Origin of the sequence: Marinobacter sp. ATCH36 (assembly GCF_023555055.1) — a bacterium.
Classification (GTDB): Bacteria; Pseudomonadota; Gammaproteobacteria; order Pseudomonadales; family Oleiphilaceae; genus Marinobacter.
The window spans coordinates 1,291,897-1,309,926 of the sequence record NZ_JAMJPL010000001.1; the positions used below are offsets into that span (position 1 = coordinate 1,291,897).

Here is an 18,030-nt window from a genome sequence, read left to right on the forward strand (position 1 = left end):
CATCTTTTGAAATGACTTAAATCATTAAAGGTTATAGGGCTGATCAATAAAAGCGAAGCGCCTCAAGTGATGGTAAACTTTCCAGTTTTAGCCTATCCGATTGTTATGATGGAGCTTTCATGGTGGCTGCACTGGCCTTGCTCTATAAATTGCTTCCCCTCTATGTAACGGTAGGGCTGGGCTGGATTGCCGGCCGCTACCTGGAAGCCAGTGGCAAGCACATCGCCGGGATCATGCTCTACATCATGACGCCCTCGGTGGTGTTCTCGGGCGTGATGGCAGCGCCGCTTTCCCCGGAAGTGATCCTGCTGCCGGTGCTGACGTTCGGCTTGTGTACGGCTCTTGGCGTGGCGCATCTCTGGCTGGCCAGGCGTTTCATTACCGATGGCAGTGCCAGCCTGATGCCGCTGTCAGTCGGCACTGGCAATACCGGCTACTTTGGCATCCCGGTGGCACTGTTACTGTTCGGGCAGGAGGGGTTGGCGCTGTACATTGTCTGCATGCTGGGCACCACCCTGTTCGAGAATTCGGTTGGCTTTTACCTGGCTGCCCGGGGCCGATACAGTCTTAAAGATTCTCTGGTACGAGTGGCGAAGCTGCCTTCGGTGTATGCCTTCGGGCTGGCGGTTGTACTGAACCTTTCAGGCTTCACCATTCCGGATGTGTTTACCCCGCTGTTTGATAACCTGCGCGGTGCCTACAGCATTCTCGGGATGATGATTATCGGCATGGGCATTCTGAGTTTTCGCGGGCTGGCGGGTAACCTGCGTTTCACCGGTTTGGCGTTCTTCGGAAAGTTCATTTCCTGGCCGTTGGTGGCTCTGGTTTTCTGGTGGCTGGATGCCAGCTTTTTCGGTGTCTACGACCTGGCGGTCTACCAGGCCATATTCCTGATTTCGATCACCCCGATTGCAGCCAACACCGTGGTAATTGCTACCCTGCTGGATACCGCACCGAAACAGGCGGCGGGAACGGCGTTGCTCAGTACGCTGTTTGCGTTGGCGTTTATTCCTGTGATGGTGGCGTTGGTTCTGCCATAAATGCCTGACTGTCGAGTGCCGCCTGCGCTCCCTGGATATCCCTGCGGGCATGACGCACCACGCTGATGCCCGCAGTAATCGCCAGGCCTCCCATCACAGTCGCAACCGCCAGATCCGGCCAGGCGGTGCCCGTGCCGAACACCCCCAGCGCGGCTATCATAACCGCAATATTGCCGATGGCATCGTTACGGCTGCACAACCACACCGAGCGCATATCCGAGTCACCTTCCCGGAATTTGAACAGCATGGCTGCAACGCTCATGTTGGCAGCCAGAGCCAATAAGCCAACCGCCCCCATTGTCATGGGTTCCGGCGTAATGCCGCTTTGCATTACCCAAATCGCGCGGCCCAGCACCGCAATACCGAAGACTGTCATGGTGATGCCTTTCACCATCGCGGCCCGGCCACGCCAGAGCATGCCCATGGAAAGTACCGACAGCGATAGCAGGTAGTTGGCGCTGTCACCAAAGAAGTCGATGGCATCCGCCATCAGCGATACGGACCCGGACTGAAGGCTGGCATAACCCTCCACCAGGAACATCGCAAGATTGACCCACAATGCAATCCACAGGGCTTTTCGGAAGCCCGGCGCGGGTGATTTGGGTTCGGGGGCGGAGCAACTGCACGCCATAAAGACCTCCTTTGTTCGGATGGTCTTATTGAAAACCCTGTAGTCACTACAGGGTCAACTCTCTTCGAGACTTTTTGCGGAAGAAATTGGCTCTGGAATTGAAGAAATGCGATTCAAAAAAAATATTGTGAGTTTTAGTTGGGTGTCGTATTCGTTTATGTGCGCTCTCAGGGCTGCTGTTTACAGGAGCTTGACATATACGAGGGAACTGGCCAATCTCTGTACAAATTATCATAAAAGCCGATTTCGGTGGGTCAGTTATGCTTGGAAACACCTTTTCAACGGCAGGATTCGACCGCTGGATCAGTGATGTTAATCAGATCTGTGGACCTTTTTCGGCAGAACCTCTCAAAGAGGAATTCTCCGGAAACATAAGCAAGATGGGATCCAGCGCCCTGGATATGTCCCGGGTTACCATTCGTGGCGCTCAGCTTGTTCGTGGCCGAAGCGAAATCCGCCGCTGTGTCGCGCCTGAGTTTTTCTGCGTGTTTCAGCTTCGGGGAAAGTCGCGGGTAGAGCAGGCTGGGAACGGGTCTATTCTCCAGGCAGGGGATATTGTTCTGGTTGATTCGGCTCTTCCGTTCAGCTTTACCTATGACAACGAGTCGGAGCAGATTTCGTTGATCCTCCCCCGCCCAATCATAGAGCGAACGCTGAATCTGTCAGGAATCGAGCTTGGTGTCCGAATTCCCTCCGATAGCCATATTGCACATGTGGCAAACCTGTTGATTGGCGGAGCAGCCGATTACGACAATCTTGACAAGGAGGAAGGCGCCGCGATCGTTGACTCGCTGATCATGCTGATCAAACCCTCGGTCATCCGCAGTGTGGGACAGCACAGCCCCAGTGAGCGCGTGTTCCTTCAAGCTGCTTCCTTTATCCGGGAAAACATCGGTGAGTCTGAACTGAGCGCGCGGATGGTGGCAGACAACACGGGAACCTCGGTTCGGGGACTCTACCGGGCGTTTTCCGCCCGTTCGCTGACCGTGTCGGGGTATATCAGAACCCAGCGGCTGGAGATGTGCGCCGATTACCTGAAAACGTCGAAGGGCAAGGTGAACCTGACGGAAGTCGGATACCGTTTCGGCTTCGCCAGTCCCAGTGCATTTTCGACTGCCTTCAGGCAGTACTTCGGTGTGACACCCTCCAGCTTCTGCCAGGACCGCCAACGCTTTATTTCTTGATGCTGATAACTCTGGGCTGGGTCACCGCTTTCAGCCCTTCCAGACCAAACTCTACCCCATAGCCGGAAGCTTTATTGCCGCCGAAGGGCACCATTGGGTGGATTGCCCCGTGCTGGTTGATCCAGACGGTTCCGGCTTCCATTCTCATGGCAACCGGCTCGGCTTCCTCCGGGCTGTTGGCCCAGACCGAGGCGCCGAGGGCAGCTGACAAGCCGTTCGCGGAAGCGACCGCTTCGTCCAGGTTTTTGTAACGGATGATGGGCAGAGCCGGGCCGAACTGCTCCTCATCCACCAGCCTGTGACCATCCTTGACATTGCCCACCAGTGTCACAGGCAGAAAGTAGCCGGTGTCAGGAACATCACCGAATTCCATGACATCGCAGCCATTGGCCCGGGCATCGTCGACCAGCTCTTTCACCTTGTTGTACTGCATCTCGTTCTGAAGCGGACCGACCAGGTTGTTCTCGTTCATGCCGTCACCAATGGGCATCTGGCGGGCAAGATTGCTGAGGGCGGCAACCACCGAGTCGTAGTCATTATCGTGGACATACAACCGCTTGATGCACGCGCAGGTCTGTCCCATGTTCAGGAAGGCACCCCAGAAAAGACCTTCCGCAATGGCCGTGGCGTCCGTGCCGGGAACCACGATGGCAGCATCATTGCCGCCAAGTTCCAGCGTGATCGGCGCGAGGTTTCGCGACGAGGCTTCGATGATACGCCGGCCTGTCGCCTCGCTGCCCGTGAACATGATCTTGTCGATGTCGGGATGGCTGGTCAGCGCGGCCCCGATACGACCGTCCCCAGAAATGGTGTTCAGAACACCCGCGGGCAGTACCTGATTGATCAGCCGAACCATTTCCAGGGTCGCAATCGGCGTATATTCGGAGGGTTTGAGAACCACCGTGTTGCCCATGCGGATGGCAGGAATGATTTGCCAGATGGCGATCATCAGAGGCCAGTTCCAGGGGGCAATCGCTGCCACAACGCCCAGTGGCACCCGGTGCAAAACGTCCTTGCGTTCTTCGTCCTCGTGGACGGTTTCCGGGGGCAGTGCCAGTGCTGCTGGTACCTGTGTCCAACCCACGCAGGCCTGCATCTCGAAGCGGGAACCGGGGCCAGAGAGGGGTTTGCCCTGCTCCCGGGTGATTAGTTCGGCCAGGTATTCCGAGTTGTCCTGAAGTACCTGGGCAATGCGGGTGACTGTTTCCTGACGCTCCTGATCACTGGCCCTCGCCCAGACTTTCTGTGCGTTGCGGGCAGCTGTGACGGCGTCGTTCACATCCTGCTCTCTGCTCAGAGGTGCTAACCCCAGAGAGTCGCCAGTGGCAGGATTGAAAATTTCCTGGTGATCGGTTGCTTCAACCGCTTTGCCGTTCACCAGATTAGTGTAGGTTTGCATGACAATGCTCTCCCGAGAGTATTCTTTGAGCTAAAGTGAATAGCCCCTGAAGCTGCCCACGGTTCTGTACCTGGGCAGCTTCGCTTTTAGGGACTTATGGAGTCGGATCAGAACGGAACGATGGCAATGATCTGAGCGTACGTATTGGTGTCGTTGCCGCCGATCTGGCTGCCACCCTCGGCGTCACTGTTGTCTGGCATATAGAAGCCAACCAGAGGACTGATAATCAGATGCGGCGCTGCCACCCACTCGGCATAAAGATCCACTTCCTGAGCGTTCAGGTTTCCGGTACCGCCTGCGGTATCGGTGAAGTCAAAGAAGAGAGCGCCGATACTGAGTGTTTCTGAGGGGTTTGCCTTCAGGCCCAGGTGATGCACGGAGGCGTCGGAGTTGAATGGCCCCGCGTAGTTAGCAGCGACCTCACCCTGGAACCAGGTGCCATAGCCACGGTTGAAACCGAAGAACAGCGGATCGAAACCCTCATCAAAGCTCGAATATCGATAGTTGACGCTGGGTGACCAGTTAATCTCGCTGAAGGTCCAGCCGGCTTCGGCGTACCACGCCTTGGCATTCTTATCAGAGCCTTCTCCGGCTTCCTGATTGACAAATTCAGCAGACAGGAACAGGTTCTCGACACCCGCATTGCCCTGATAGCGGAGGCTCGTGGTTTGTTGCCCGTCTCTTGAGCCATACCCCAGGATGGGAGCGAAGGTGTCATCAACGTCCAGCCCTTCGATATAAGCCAGACCAAAGGTACCTTGAGAGGTCACATACTCGGTATTTAAGCCTGCCAGCTCCATTTCCGCCTGGGCTTTATTGTCAGAGGCCAGCCAGAACAGGTCGGCGCGCAGGCCCTCCGAGCCTCCAACACGGGCGATGGCCGTCTCGTCAAACGCCTTGCGGGCTGCGAGCCAGTAGGCGCCGCCCCGGTCAAAGTCCAGTCCCCCACCATTCAGAGCATCGCCAAAGTTCAGGGCATCACTATTGATCAGGAAACCGTCGCCAATAGTAAACTGCTGACGCCCAACGGAAAGATCGAGGCCGTTCTCTCCGAGCGCAGGAATCAGATTGCCGGAGCGCCAGCCAAGGTAGGCATCTTCCAGTTTGGTTTCCCGCTCATTACCGGACGTAATGCCCCCGGCATCGCCATCGCCCCAGGTGCCAGAGGAGACCAGATTAACCGCACCGTAAACACGGCTGTCCGAGCCGAAACTCTGGCTTCCCGACAGCCCGTACTTGACGTAACCTTCCTGCCACTCTGAATCACCGGCTTGCGATTTTGCGCCAATGTTGTAGGTCTCTGAACTGGAAAAAACACCCAGAGCTGCTTCAATATCTACGTTTAGTTCCGTGCCGTTCTTGTCGTAAAAATTGTAGGCCGAAGCGGGTGCCGATAATCCGGCCACGGCCAGAGCGATAATGCTTTTTATGAAACGCTGATTTTTCATTTTTCTGATTCCCGTAAATCTGTTTATTGTGACCAGGCTTCCCTGCCTGAATTATTTCCCGTTCCGTACGAATCAGTTCCCCGGCTTCCGTTACTTGGGCAGATTCAAAGTGGGAGTCTGGTCGAAGAAGTTCCAGGGTTTCAGCATTGAGTGGACATACTCGGTGGGCATAATCGGCCACTCCTCCGCCCGCGCTACGTGAGTCGCGCCGGTGGTCATCCAGAGCACCGTGTCGACGTTCTCAATGGACTCGTTGTCCGCGATAAAGGTTTGCAGCCCCGTATCGGTTTTCGCCCGGTTAGGGTACTTGCCCTCCGGAAAGCGCTCCTCGGGTTTGTACTTCGTGACCCAGATCTGCTTATCCATAAAACTGACTCGTTTATACAGCCACTCGTCCTCGCTGAATAAAGCGCCCTTGGCGATGGGGTGTGTGCCACCGGCAAAGGGGATAATCTGGTAGCCAACCGGGTAGCCCATGCGGTTCTCTTTATTGGGGTTGGTCATTAAACGGATGGTCGATGGATCAAACTTCTGAACCGACTCCTGCTCTGTAGCTACCGTGCGCTCTTTGGTAATCATGACGCTCTTGCGTGGGCCGCCGGCAGTGTTTTCCGCAACAACGGGGTCGATTTCCTGCAGGCTGTTCCGAGCGCCGTCAACATCCAGGTCCAGCCGGAAGTTGTAAATATGCTGGTGAGTGGTACCCACGATGTTGTGGTCAATGAGGGTTCCGTAGCGGGTATCTTCCTCTGCCGTTTCGTCATGGATTGTGCGGGATTTCACGGCTTTGACGGCTTCGACTCCCGATGCTCCGACGGTCAGCTGAATATTGCCGTTGGCCATGAAAATCCAGTCAAACATGTAGTCATAGTTGCCAATTGTGCTGACCCAGCGCACAACCAGTTCCCGCCGCTGCCGGCTCTCGTTGCCGGGGCTGCTGCCCAGCATTTCGGTGTGCTTGAATTCCGGCCCGGCGTAACGTTCAAAAATGGCTACCGCATTTGGAATGGTGAAGGGTTCGCCCCCGTTATCTACCAGTGTGGCAGGCATTAACGTGGCGTTATTCGGGGTATCCACGCCCCCCTCCAGAGGAGAGGTAAGATTTCCCATGCCATAGTCACCGGAGTCCAGATAGGCTTTAAAATACCAGCCAACATCGGGATCGCCGTAGGGTACGATCATCCCGCCCAGGGATCCCTCGTACATGACTTTGCGTTTCTCACCCTGGTCGTTGTAAGTCAATGTCGAAATCACCGGGCCAACGCGCGAGTTCAACTTGAGGTGGAAGTCCCAGTTTTGCCACTGAACGGTATTGCCAGACATGGAAACGCTAGGGCCTTCAGGCTGCACCACCATCAGGGGCTTCACATCGGCCATTTTTTCCTGGTCGCGCCCGTCGTAGGGGCGGGGCGTCATAGGTACCGGGATGACGCCATCGTCCTCAATCTTGAGAATGCTCTTTTTTTCAAGATCCACGACGGCTACGAGATTTTCAATCGGGTGCGCCCAGTAGTTGCCGTCACCGATATCGAGGTAAGAGACAACTTTCAGAAGCTTTAACTCGTGCTTCAGATGATCGTCCCCACCGAAGTAGCCGACGGTAAGCGGCGTTGCAACCACGTTTTCTACATCATCGATACCGCGCTTTTTCAATGCTTTTTTGTAGGCTTCACTGTTTGAGACGATTTCTTGAACCGCTAAAAAGTCATCAAAAGTCACCATGCCGTGGGCATCTTCGATATGCTCCCAATGGACCACTGATTCCGAATCCAGATCAACCATACCCTCGAAGACTTTCCGGCCATCGACAACTGTAAAAACAGCCTGGCGGGTAAATTCATGGTCTTCGCCAAAAGACCACTCCCAGACTTTTTCTTTGCTGGGGTCGGCGAGTCTGATTTGTGTAAAGCGGGTTGTGTCTTTCCAGTGCTTGGAAGCCTTGACCACATTCGCAGCCCTGGTCATTTCCTCAGCCGTTAGTGGGTCCAGCGGGTGGGTTTTATTGCCAATGCTAATATTTTGGGAAACCTGACCTGAGAACAGGTCGTGGGCAAAGCTTCGCTCTACGAGTACTTCGCCGTCGTGCAGTTTCGCGGGTGCTGACAGCTCAATCTCATCACCATTGAAATACGCCCTTGTCTCTCCAAGTGGGACCCGGATTTTCGTGTCTCCGGACATAATTATCAGTTCGCTTTTGTCTTCACTGAGTTGATGGCTGGCACCCGATGAATTCAGTGCTTGAGAAATGGGCATATAATCCGCCGAACCACCGTGCGCCAGTGCCATTGGGCTGGCAACGAGCAACGACGAGGCCAGTGCGACCGAGAGTGCGAGTTTATTTTTATACATAATGACTCCTGACAATGTTTACTTTGTGCATTAGAAACAGTTCAGCCGAGCTGGCAATGCCATCCTGGCTGTTCCAGGGGCGGACCTAACCGTGCATCTGTAAGACATAGGAATATCATTTCAGCGGCGCGGAGGCTTTTGAATGACTGCCAGAGTTTTTTCGAATCGTGCCGGATGGAGCTGAGATAGGGTTTATGCTTCAGCGGAGGACGAGTTATTGGATGGTTGGAAAAGTTTCAGTGGTTACCTGGGCCATGGGTGCCGGGAATGTGATTGTGGCGATCCTCCGGTTCCGGAGTTTCAAGCTCCGCGCTCAATCCGCCTAGAATGCCACATTCCCGCACCGTGCGGCCATCGGAGCAGGCTTCCTGAAGTTGCTCGAGTGTATCTTTCAGGCTCGCCAATTCATTCAGTCTCTCACGAACATGATTCAGATGGCGTGCCAGCAGGGCATCCACTTCGCTGCAGTCGGCATCTGGCTGGTCGGCAAGACGGATCAGTTCGCGGATTTCATCCTGGGCCATGTCCAGATTGCGGCAGCGTTTGATAAACTGCAGACGGTCCAGATGGCTTTGGCGGTAGTGCCGATAGCCGCTGGCCTGCCTCTCAGGTTCAGGCACCAGACCGATTTTCTCGTAGTAGCGAATGGTTTCCACCGGAATGCCGGTTGCTTTTGATATTTCGCCTATCTTCACTGTGAGTTGCCTATGTCGCCCCCCGGAAAGCAAGCCATGGCTTTGAGCCCTCCGTGTGAACCGATACTGAATGAAAGGCTACCATCATAGCGCTCGGTGATCTCCCTTGCGATGGCCAGTCCGAGACCATGCCCCGGGGTTTGTTCATCGAGTCGCATGCCTCGAGTACCCAGTGTCGGAAGTGCCTCGGAATTAACTCCCGGGCCGTCGTCTTCAACAGCAATGAGCAATTGGTCCTCGGTTTCTGCGAGGGACAACACAGCGCTTTGGGCGAACAGGGAGGTGAATCGTTACAGCGATTCCGATGAGGAGTTGGCGGTGATCGAGGGCGGCGCTTTTTACGGCAGCGATGGACTCGAGTTCCACTGGCTCTTCTCGGGCGAGTGGGAAGAAGCCCACAACGCCTGGGAAACTCTGGAGAACCAGTTCGTTGGCCAGATACCGGTGGATGACTTATGGGATGCCAAGGCGGGTATCCGGATTGACACACCCGAAGGCCCGGATCGGGTCTATGGGGTGCTTGGCCTTGCCGGCCTGGCGCCATACTGGTTCGAGATAGACACCAACCTGTATGTCAGCGATGAAGGCGATGCCTCGGTGGATTTCGAGGCCGAGTACGCGCTGCTGGTCACCAACTACTGGATCCTGTCTGCCGGCTTTGAAACCCTGGTGGCCTTCTCGCCTTACGTGGGTGTGGTGCACGGGTAATGTTCTGACAGGCATTCGATGACCCAGGTCAAGGATGATTCGAACTGTTCCGCTATTCTCGATTCATTCAGTTTAGATTCAGCTTTATGGTCTTTACTGAAGATGATGCAGTTTATGCAAGTTAAGGAGGATCTCATGAACAGATTCAGCCGTTTGATTGTTTGTTCCGTTCTGGTGGCAGCACCCGCGTTGGCCTTTGCTCAGGGCAATTCCGGGCAGATGCAACGTGGAGGCATGATGGACCAGGAACAAATGCAGCAAATGCAGGAAAACATGTCACGAATGCAGAGCATGATGCAGGAAATGCGCAACGCTAAGTCAGATGCTGAGCGTGAGCAAATCCGGCAAAAGCACATGGAGTCGATGCAGGAGCACATGGGCATGATGCGTGGCGGAATGATGGGCAACGGTCAAGGCATGATGGGCCAGGGAGGCCAGGGCCAGGGAATGATGAATAATCAGGGCAACAAACAGTCCGGCAATGGCCAGGGCAACCGTGCCGGTGGTGCCGGAATGGACAATCAGCAGCGTCTGGAGATGATGGAGAACCGCATGAATCAGATGCAACTCATGATGGAGCAGATGCTGGAGCACCAGCGCCAACAGAACCGGAACTGATTTCTGTCCCGCATCCAGTTGGCAGGGCGGCAGTTGGTCAGACTGGTGTCAGGGGAGACCAGTCTTTCCGGTTGGCGAGGAATTCCGGTCTTGGCTTGTTGCCACAGAACGGCTCTGCCAAAGTGTTTTCCACGCTGTTGTAGACAAAAAAAAGGTTACTGCGCGGCCAGCACGACATGTTGGCATTGGAACCATGCAGAGTATTGCATTCGAAAATAATCAGCGAACCGGCCGGGCCTTTCGGCGCCTCAATGAAGTTATTATCCATCAGTTGGGTCAGGCTGGCACCATCGGGCACGCCCAGATCCTGAATCTTCAGTGACTCTTTGTAGTTGTCTTCGGGTGTCCGGCCGACGCAGGGAATAAAGTACTTGTGAGAGCCAGGAATGAGCATCAGCGGGCCGTTGAACTCATTGTTGTCGGTCATCACGATGGAACAGCTCAGGCAGCGCATCCGTGGCATGCCATCTTCGCTGTGCCAGGTCTCGAAATCAGAGTGCCAGTTGAAGCCTTTGCCCTTGAAACCGGGTTTGTAGTTGATCCGGGACTGATGGATATAGACCTCGCTGTCCAGCAGTTGTTGGGTAATCTTCAGCAGGTGCGGGTCCCGGGTCAGCCGGTCAAAGCGCTCGGATATTTCATGAATGCCGAAGATGGAACGGATTTCTTCCTTTCCGGGCTCGAGAATCGTCCCTTCAGAGAGTTTTAGATCTTCGTCTTCTTCGTAATCCTGGAGTTCTTTAATGAACCCGTCCATCTCGTCTTTGGAGAAAAAGGAATCAAAAAATAAAAAGCCCCGTTCATCGAATTCGCGGACCTGATCTTCGGAAAGCGGACCATCAGAAAGCCGGTCTTCAGGAGTATGGACAACGGGATCAAGTCTCTCGAACATGCCCAGCTTGCGCTCGAGCCGGGTGGGAAAAAGGTCTTGTTTACGTGACATGAATGTCCTCCTGTGTTGCCTCAGTCGTACAAGACGTATAGATGAAATGAGGGTTTTCAACCCGGCAATCAGCTTAGCGCCTGCGAGTGGATTCGCATTAGCTGTTGATGTGGTAGTCTTTTCAGCGTGGATGGGAGTTCACGGCAGAAGCTTACAGATCAGAGCATGGAGCATTAATGAGCACAGTCATAACGATTCTGTCACGGATGATTCTGCTTCTGCTGGTGTGGTGGGCTTTTACCGAGGGAGATCGGTCCGGTATCGGATTCGGGTTGGTGATCGTTATATTGGCCAGCTTTATTTCTCTGCGGCTTTTCCCGCCAGGGACAGCAAGGGTCCGTCCGCTTCCATTCCTGCTCTTCATGCTTTTCTTTATTGGCCGGTCCGTGGTTGCGGGCATCGATGTTGCCCGTCGTTTGTTGTCGCCTTCATTGCCGGTTAATCCCGGTTACCTGACTTTTTATCTCAGTCTGCCCGAAGGCAGCCCTTGCTGGCTGCTGGCCAATACAATGTCGTTGATGCCTGGTACGTTAAGCGTCAGCCTCGACGGAACGCGGCTCGACCTGCACTGCCTGGATACCCGCGATCCGGTCGAGGCGGATTTGAAAGCCGTGGAACAAAAAATAGCACGGGTGTTTGGCCTTTCTCTCCATGACGGGGCCTGGCGGGCGGGGGGTAATGAATGACGCTGCTGTTGAATGCGGTTGCCGCATTCCTGTTACTGACACTGCTGGTGGCGCTGGTGCGGATATGGATGGGCCCGACACCCTCTGACCGTATGCTGGCTTCGCAGCTATTCGGTACCACCGGAGTAGCGTTGCTGCTGGTTCTGGCCGAGGCCCAGGCTGCACCGGCATTGTGGGACGTGGCACTGGTTCTGGCGTTGCTGTCGGTACTTGCCATTGTCGGTTTCGTGACGCGGGTGGTGCGTATCGACCGGAGGGAGTCATGACGGAGATCGTACAAATGGTTCAGGGGGTTCTGCTGATCGCCGGGTGCGTGTTCTTCGCTATCGGCACCCTGGGACTATTTCGCTTTTCAGAGACTCTTACACGGATTCATGCCCTCACCAAAGTTGATAATTTAGGGCTGGGGTTCGTTGTGTTGGCTCTGCTACCGGGAATGCCGTCATTGGCCTCAGGAATGAAAGTGGTCCTGATCTGGCTGGTGGCTCTGGTGGCCAGCGCGACGTCTGCTCACCTGATTGCCAGGGCTGTGCGTTCGCAGGAACGCGGGCGTTCCGCAGGGAGTGAGCACCATGACTGAGTGGTTGCTGGACGGTCTGCTGGTGGCAGCACTTCTGGCAACGGCTGTCGCGGCACTGCTGTCCCGCGACCTGTTCCGGGCCGTTGTGGTGTTCATTGCTTTTGGTCTGCTGATGGCAGTCGCGTGGGTGAGGCTGGAGGCCCCGGATATTGCCCTGGCGGAGGCGGCTATCGGAGGTGGACTCACGGGTGTGCTCCTGCTGGACGCGGTGAGCCATCTGGGTAGCAAGTGGCCTCGAGAGGGCAGGCAAAGAGGCGGCAAACAATGATCCGGGTTGTTCGATTGCTTATTCTTGCTGTGGCATGCCTTGCGCTTACAGCGGCTTTGGCAGCCAGCATCTGGGCCATCGCCGGCAACCCCAGCCCGGTCAACCTGCCGCAACTGCTGTCTGAAAACCTGGACCGCAGCGGGGTGGAGCATCCGGTCACCGCGGTACTGCTGAATTTTCGCAGTTACGACACCCTGCTGGAGATTGGCGTTCTCGTGATTGCCGGTATTGCCGGAATCTCCATGGCAAAAACCGCTTCGCTGGAAGATCCGGAACTGCGCACCTCGGATGCGTTGCTTTACGCTCTGCAGCGCTGGTTCATACCGTTGATGCTGGTGCTTGCCGGATACCTGCTGTGGGCCGGTGCCGACAGGCCCGGGGGCGCATTTCAGGCCGGCGCTGTGCTGGCCGCCACGGGTGTTTTGATGCGGCTGGGAGGCGTTCCTATGGAATTTCTCCGCCCCGGCCTGCTGTTGCGATTGGGGCTGGCGCTGGGGTTTATGGTGTTTCTGCTAGTGGCGGTGGCCAGTGCCATCGGCGGCGATGCCTTTCTGGCCTATCCCCCGGGTATGGCCAAAATCCTCATTGTGGTTATCGAATCGGTATTGACCCTGTCCATTGCCATGGTGTTGCTGGCGTTGTTCGTATCCGCCCCAGTTAATGATGCCGAGGATCCCGAAGAGGGTTCGCCCTCATGACGTCGTCTCTGTTGTATGCGTTGGCCGGCACCCTTTTGTGCGGCATCGGGTTATTCGGAATGCTGTGGCTGTCGCACCTGCTTCGCAAGCTGCTGGCCTTCAACATCATGGGCTCCGGGGTGTTTCTGGTGCTGGTGGGCCTGCCCCAAAACCAGGGCGGGCCTGATCCGGTGCCCCAGGCACTGGTCCTCACCGGCATCGTGGTCGCCATTGCCGCCACCGCGCTGGCCGTGGTGCTGATTCGGCGTTATTACCATCTGTCGGGCCTGACAACCCTGGACGAGGAGCCTGCTTTCCGGGAGGGTGGTCCGGAATGACGCTGTGGTTGATGGCCGGGTTGCTGTTCACCCCACTGGCCTGGGCGGTACTGACGCTGCTGACGGATTTTTCGCGGGGCCGGCTGGTCAGTTGGGTGGGCATTCTGGTCCAGGCGCTGGTGTCGCTGGGATTATGGCTGGCGGTCAACCGTGATGGCGGGTTCTATTACGGCCTGGGGGGCTGGGATGCACCGCTGGGGATCGAGCTTCGTGTTGACGGGCTTGCCGTGACCTTTGTTCTGCTGACGGCGGTGGTCGCGGGTGCGTGTGGTTTGCATGCCGGAGTCTATATCGATCCCGACAAGCCCTGGCACCGGTATTTCTGGCCACTGTTCTGGTTCCTCTGGTCCGGGCTGAACGCGGTCTGGCTTGGGGGCGATCTGTTCAACCTCTATGTCGGGCTGGAGCTGATCAGCCTGTCTGCGGTCGGCCTCGTGGCCCTCGGCGGTCAGGCCGGGGCGTTACGGGCTTCGTTGCGGTACCTGCTGGCGGCGCTTTTGGGATCGCTGGCGTATCTGCTGGGCGTGGCGCTGATGTATGGCCAGTTCGGCACCCTGTCTATTGCGGGTGTCGCCACCTGGCTGTCTGATCATCCGGTACCGGCGGGCTCCGGCATGGCGCTAGCCCTGATGATTGCTGGGTTGGCGCTGAAAACGGCGCTGTTTCCTCTGCACCGCTGGCTGCCCCCGGCCCATGGCATAGCCAAGTCACCGGTCAGTGCACTGTTGTCAGCGCTTGTGGTCAAGGCATCGTTCTATATTGCCGCACGATTATGGCTGGAACTGGGGCAACCCCTCGGCAGTCTGGCCGCGGCGCAGCTGATCGGCCTGCTGGGCAGTGCGGCGGTGGTGTGGGGCAGTTGGCTGGCGTGCCGGCAACAGCGATTGAAACAGGTGGTGGCCTATTCCTCGGTGGCCCAGATTGGTTATCTGTTTCTGTTGTTCCCGCTGACGTTTTCAGTGTCTGAAACCGTCTCGTTGCAGGCCCAGCAGGGCATGACCCTGCAGGTGATCAGCCATGCCCTGGCCAAGGCGGCGATGTTTCTTGCGGCGGGCAATCTGATTCTGTCTGTTGGAAGCAACCGCATAGATGCACTGGGTGGTGTCAGTCGCTTTCTGCCGTTTTCACTGTTCTCTTTCGGCCTGGCCGGCGTGTCGCTGATGAGCTTGCCGCCGACCGGCGGATTCGCCGCCAAGTGGCTGCTGTTGCAGGCCAGTCTGGGCAGTGGCCAGTGGTGGTGGGTACTGGTTCTGCTGGCGGGTGGTCTGTTGTCGGCTGCCTATGTGTTTCGCATCTACCGTGCGTCCTTTCTGGAGAGTTCCGGAACGGATCAGTTTTTCCATCCTTCCCGTAGCCTTGAAGTGATTCCCATGATTCTGGCAATCCTGGCCCTGGGCATGGGGCTGGTGTCTGATCAGGTGTTGTCGGTAATGGCTTTGCCGTTTGCAGGGGAGGGCGCGCCATGACACTGAACGCATGGCTGCCCGTGTTTGCCCTGATGACATCGCTGGTAGCGTCGTTGGTGATTTTTGCCCTGCCGGAAAGAGGGTATCGCCTGCGAACGGCCGTAAACCTGGGTGCCGCGGTGTTCAAACTCGCTCTGGTGGCGGTGATGGTCTGGGGTGTGTTTCAGGGCGTGGAGTATGGCGTAAGCTTTACCATGGTGCCGGGGGTCGATTTTGTCCTCAAGGCGGACGCGCTTTCGATGATGTTTGCGGGCCTGTCGGCTGTGCTCTGGTTCCTGACCACTATCTATGCCGTGGGCTACCTGGAAGACTCCCCCAACCGTAGCCGTTTCTTCGGGTTTTTCAGCCTGTGTGTGGCCAGCACTATGGGTATTGCTCTGGCAGGAAACCTGTTTACCTTCTTCCTGTTCTACGAAATGCTCACTCTGGCCACCTACCCGCTGGTGGTGCATCGCGGCACCGAACGGGCTCTGAAAGCTGGCCGCACTTACGTGATCTATACCCTGACCGGTGGCGCTGTGTTGCTCCTGGCGATTGCCTGGTTGCAGGGGCTGGCGGGTGATCTGCACTTTCAGGAAGGGGGGCACTTTGGCGGTGCCGATCCTGCCATGCACGGCTCGTTGACCTTGATATTTGTGCTGCTGATTGCCGGGTTGGGGGTAAAGGCGGCGATTTTCCCGCTTCACGGCTGGCTGCCACAGGCAATGGTGGCGCCTGCGCCGGTAAGCGCTCTGTTGCACGCGGTGGCGGTGGTGAAAGCGGGTGCTTTCGGTATTGTGCGAGTGGTCTACGACATCTATGGCATTGAAGCGTCATCGGCTCTTGGGCTGCTGGAGCCGCTGGCCTGGCTGGCGGCTTTCACCATGCTCTATGGTTCCGTGCGGGCGCTGTTTCAGATGGATCTGAAACGCCGGCTGGCGTTTTCCACGGTAAGCCAGGTGTCCTACATTATCCTGGGGATCTGCCTGTTCGGCCCGGTGGGGGCGACCGGCGGGCTGGTGCATCTGTTGCATCAGGGCATCATGAAAATCACCCTGTTCTTTTGTGCCGGCAACTACGCCGAAACCCTCGGTATTCACCGCATCGACGAGATGGACGGCGCCGGTCGGCGGATGCCCGGCACCTCACTGGCGTTCACTCTAGGCGCCTTCGGTATGATCGGCGCGCCACCCCTGGCCGGCTTTATCACCAAGTGGACCATGGGCACCGGCGCCCTGGCCGCCGATATGGATTGGGTGATTGCGGTACTGGTGCTGAGCAGTGTGCTCAATGCCGCGTATTTCCTGCCGATACTGCACCGGCTCTGGTTCCGTGAACAGAGCGGAAAATGGCCCCATGAACGCTACTGGGGGCGGCTGGAGACCAGTGCCTGGCTGTTCTGGCCACCGGTGCTGACGGCGGTCATGACGGTACTGGTGGGTGTGTTGGCATCCTTTCCGTTCAGCCCGTTGTCCTGGGCGGAACTGGTTGTATTACGGGCCTACTCATCATGACGGCTTTTGACGTGGTTCTGGTTCTGCTGGCGGTGTGCCTGCCATTGCTGTATCCGGCTATGGCGGTGGCAGCCGGGTACGAGAAAGCCATGCGCTACGCATTGCCGCTGTTGCCTCTGCCTGCGCTGATGCTGGCGCTGGGAACGGCACCTGGCTGGCAGCTTGAATTGCCCTGGCTGCTTAACGGTGGCTTGTGGGGCATGGATGAATTGCGGCGGCTGTTCCTCCTGCTGACCGCAATCCTCTGGACCCTAGCCGGTGTCTTTGCCGTGGGTTATCTGAAGGCGCATCACCTGCAACGGTTCTGTGTATTCTGGGGTCTGACCCTGGCGGGCAATCTGGGCCTGACCGTGGCGGTGGACATTGCCAGCTTCTACAGTTTCTTCGCGCTGATGACCTTCGCCGGTTATGGCCTGGTGGTGCACGAGGGCACCGCTGAAGCCAATCGCGCCGGCCGTGTTTATCTGGCCATGGCGGTGGTGGGCGAAATGGCGATTCTGGCGGGCCTGTTGCTGGCCTCGGCCGCCGCCGACAGCCAGATGCTGCCGGACCTGCCGGCGGCCATTGCCGAGGCGCCGCAACGGGATCTGATGATCGGGCTGCTGATTGCCGGTTTCGGGGTGAAGGCGGGTTTGCCGCTATTGCATTTCTGGTTACCGCTGGCGCATCCAGTGGCGCCCACGCCGGCCAGTGCCGTGCTCAGTGGGGCGATGATCAAGGCTGGCTTGCTGGGCTGGCTGGTCACCCTGCCGTTCGGTGAAACGTCGTTACCGATGTGGGGAGCTTTGATGGTGGTGGCCGGCGCTGTGGCGTCGCTCGGTGCCGCAGCGCTGGGTGTCTGCCAGCAGCGGCCCAAGACCGTGTTGGCCTATTCCAGTATCAGCCAGATGGGGCTGATGGTGCTGATGATGGGCGCCGCCCTGGCAAATTCTGATGTTGCACAGCCGCTGATTGCGGGCATGGCGCTTTTCGCATTGCATCATGGTTTGGCTAAAGGCAGTTTGTTTCTATCAACCGCTGTGGCAATACCTTTGGCTCCGGGCGGTCGTTGGCTGATGTGGGTGCTGATTGCGCTGCCAGGTCTGTCGCTGGCGGGTTTGCCGTTTACCAGCGGTGCCGCCAGCAAACTTGTCATGAAAGAGTTGCTTGAACCCGACAACCTGGAGTTCGCGATGGCTGCCTATTTGCCCATGCTTATCAGTGCTGGCGGGATAGCGACCATGCTGCTGGTCTGGCGGTTTCTCTGGGTGCAACGCGCAAACGCCAGTTACGGTGGTAATTCTGCGATGATTTGGCTTGGATGGGGTATGGCCACGGTGTCCAGCTTGGGAGTGTTCTGGCTGTTACCGCAACCTGGTGGTTTGCCGCCAACCCCAGGGCTGGATGCGATGGTCAACCAGTCCTGGGGATTATTGTGGCCGGCATTGGCGGCAACGCTGCTGGCCTCTGTGGTGTTGGCGGCGCGATCGATCAAGCAGCGATAACCGCACAGACTCCCGGCGGGCCC

20 protein-coding genes are annotated in these 18,030 nt (G+C 57.0%); 13 read left to right on the plus strand and 7 right to left on the minus strand.

The window, feature by feature from the left end:
- Window positions 1–119: 119 nt before the first annotated feature.
- Window positions 120–1,040 carry an AEC family transporter gene (locus tag M8010_RS05810; RefSeq protein ID WP_250089604.1) on the plus strand — a complete coding sequence of 307 codons (921 nt, stop codon included), beginning with the start codon at window positions 120–122 and terminating at the stop codon, window positions 1,038–1,040.
- Here the strand turns inward: M8010_RS05810 and M8010_RS05815 are convergent.
- Entirely contained in the window at window positions 1,006–1,671 is a 666-nt protein-coding gene (locus M8010_RS05815) for a cation efflux transmembrane domain-containing protein (RefSeq protein ID WP_250089605.1), read from the minus strand. The two genes, M8010_RS05810 and M8010_RS05815, sit on opposite strands and share 35 nt — an antisense overlap.
- Before the next feature lie 260 nt (window positions 1,672–1,931).
- Between M8010_RS05815 and feaR the strand changes: the two genes are divergently transcribed.
- Complete coding sequence (feaR, locus tag M8010_RS05820) at window positions 1,932–2,855, plus strand: transcriptional regulator FeaR (RefSeq protein ID WP_250089606.1); 924 nt, start codon at window positions 1,932–1,934, stop codon at window positions 2,853–2,855.
- On the opposite strand, the gene M8010_RS05825 is transcribed toward feaR, so the two are convergent.
- The 5 genes from M8010_RS05825 to M8010_RS05845 form a co-directional block, all read right to left on the minus strand.
- The gene (locus tag M8010_RS05825) at window positions 2,845–4,254 is read right to left on the minus strand and encodes an aldehyde dehydrogenase family protein (RefSeq protein ID WP_250089607.1); all 1,410 of its coding nucleotides are present in this window, start codon (window positions 4,252–4,254) and stop codon (window positions 2,845–2,847) included. The two genes, feaR and M8010_RS05825, sit on opposite strands and share 11 nt — an antisense overlap.
- A gap of 107 nt (window positions 4,255–4,361) precedes the next feature.
- On the minus strand, window positions 4,362–5,702 hold the full coding sequence (locus tag M8010_RS05830; protein WP_284047942.1) for an alginate export family protein: 1,341 nt from the start codon (window positions 5,700–5,702) through the stop codon (window positions 4,362–4,364).
- A 90-nt stretch (window positions 5,703–5,792) separates the two neighbouring features.
- On the minus strand, window positions 5,793–8,051 hold the full coding sequence (locus M8010_RS05835) for a copper amine oxidase (RefSeq protein WP_250089608.1): 2,259 nt from the start codon (window positions 8,049–8,051) through the stop codon (window positions 5,793–5,795).
- Window positions 8,052–8,287: 236 nt separating this feature from the next.
- Window positions 8,288–8,746: a Cd(II)/Pb(II)-responsive transcriptional regulator gene (gene cadR / locus M8010_RS05840; RefSeq protein ID WP_250089609.1), complete on the minus strand. Its 459-nt coding sequence runs from the start codon at window positions 8,744–8,746 to the stop codon at window positions 8,288–8,290.
- On the minus strand, window positions 8,743–9,003 hold the full coding sequence (locus M8010_RS05845; RefSeq protein WP_250089610.1) for an ATP-binding protein: 261 nt from the start codon (window positions 9,001–9,003) through the stop codon (window positions 8,743–8,745). Before M8010_RS05845 ends, cadR begins: the two co-directional genes overlap by 4 nt.
- A gap of 25 nt (window positions 9,004–9,028) precedes the next feature.
- On the opposite strand from M8010_RS05845, the gene M8010_RS05850 reads away from it, so the two are divergent.
- Window positions 9,029–9,454 (plus strand): copper resistance protein B, encoded by a 426-nt coding sequence (locus M8010_RS05850; RefSeq protein WP_349666085.1) that lies wholly within the window; start codon window positions 9,029–9,031, stop codon window positions 9,452–9,454.
- A gap of 135 nt (window positions 9,455–9,589) precedes the next feature.
- On the plus strand, window positions 9,590–10,072 hold the full coding sequence (locus M8010_RS05855; protein ID WP_250089611.1) for a hypothetical protein: 483 nt from the start codon (window positions 9,590–9,592) through the stop codon (window positions 10,070–10,072).
- 37 nt (window positions 10,073–10,109) lie between these two features.
- On the opposite strand, the gene thpD is transcribed toward M8010_RS05855, so the two are convergent.
- Window positions 10,110–11,015: an ectoine hydroxylase gene (gene thpD / locus M8010_RS05860; RefSeq protein WP_250089612.1), complete on the minus strand. Its 906-nt coding sequence runs from the start codon at window positions 11,013–11,015 to the stop codon at window positions 10,110–10,112.
- Between the two features lie 176 nt (window positions 11,016–11,191).
- Between thpD and M8010_RS05865 the strand changes: the two genes are divergently transcribed.
- Genes M8010_RS05865 through M8010_RS05905 form a run of 9 tightly spaced genes read left to right on the plus strand, consistent with a single transcriptional unit; the run spans window position 11,192 to window position 18,007 of the window.
- A complete protein-coding gene (locus tag M8010_RS05865; protein ID WP_250089613.1) occupies window positions 11,192–11,701 on the plus strand; it encodes a Na+/H+ antiporter subunit E in 510 nt (169 codons plus the stop codon).
- A complete protein-coding gene (locus M8010_RS05870) occupies window positions 11,698–11,967 on the plus strand; it encodes an MrpF/PhaF family protein (RefSeq protein WP_250089614.1) in 270 nt (89 codons plus the stop codon). The genes M8010_RS05865 and M8010_RS05870 overlap by 4 nt, the downstream gene beginning before the upstream one ends.
- Window positions 11,964–12,281 carry a cation:proton antiporter gene (locus M8010_RS05875; protein ID WP_250089615.1) on the plus strand — a complete coding sequence of 106 codons (318 nt, stop codon included), beginning with the start codon at window positions 11,964–11,966 and terminating at the stop codon, window positions 12,279–12,281. The genes M8010_RS05870 and M8010_RS05875 overlap by 4 nt, the downstream gene beginning before the upstream one ends.
- Window positions 12,274–12,549 carry a Na(+)/H(+) antiporter subunit B gene (locus tag M8010_RS05880; protein WP_250089616.1) on the plus strand — a complete coding sequence of 92 codons (276 nt, stop codon included), beginning with the start codon at window positions 12,274–12,276 and terminating at the stop codon, window positions 12,547–12,549. Before M8010_RS05875 ends, M8010_RS05880 begins: the two co-directional genes overlap by 8 nt.
- Window positions 12,546–13,247, plus strand: coding sequence for an MnhB domain-containing protein (locus tag M8010_RS05885; protein WP_250089617.1), 702 nt, complete (start codon window positions 12,546–12,548; stop codon window positions 13,245–13,247). Before M8010_RS05880 ends, M8010_RS05885 begins: the two co-directional genes overlap by 4 nt.
- Entirely contained in the window at window positions 13,244–13,564 is a 321-nt protein-coding gene (locus M8010_RS05890) for a cation:proton antiporter subunit C (RefSeq protein ID WP_250089618.1), read from the plus strand. Before M8010_RS05885 ends, M8010_RS05890 begins: the two co-directional genes overlap by 4 nt.
- Window positions 13,561–15,030, plus strand: coding sequence for a complex I subunit 5 family protein (locus tag M8010_RS05895; RefSeq protein WP_250089619.1), 1,470 nt, complete (start codon window positions 13,561–13,563; stop codon window positions 15,028–15,030). The genes M8010_RS05890 and M8010_RS05895 overlap by 4 nt, the downstream gene beginning before the upstream one ends.
- Window positions 15,027–16,523, plus strand: a complete 1,497-nt coding sequence (locus M8010_RS05900; RefSeq protein ID WP_250089620.1) for a complex I subunit 5 family protein — start codon at window positions 15,027–15,029, stop codon at window positions 16,521–16,523. Before M8010_RS05895 ends, M8010_RS05900 begins: the two co-directional genes overlap by 4 nt.
- Window positions 16,520–18,007, plus strand: coding sequence for a complex I subunit 5 family protein (locus M8010_RS05905; protein WP_250089621.1), 1,488 nt, complete (start codon window positions 16,520–16,522; stop codon window positions 18,005–18,007). Before M8010_RS05900 ends, M8010_RS05905 begins: the two co-directional genes overlap by 4 nt.
- The last annotated feature ends 23 nt before the right edge of the window (window positions 18,008–18,030 follow it).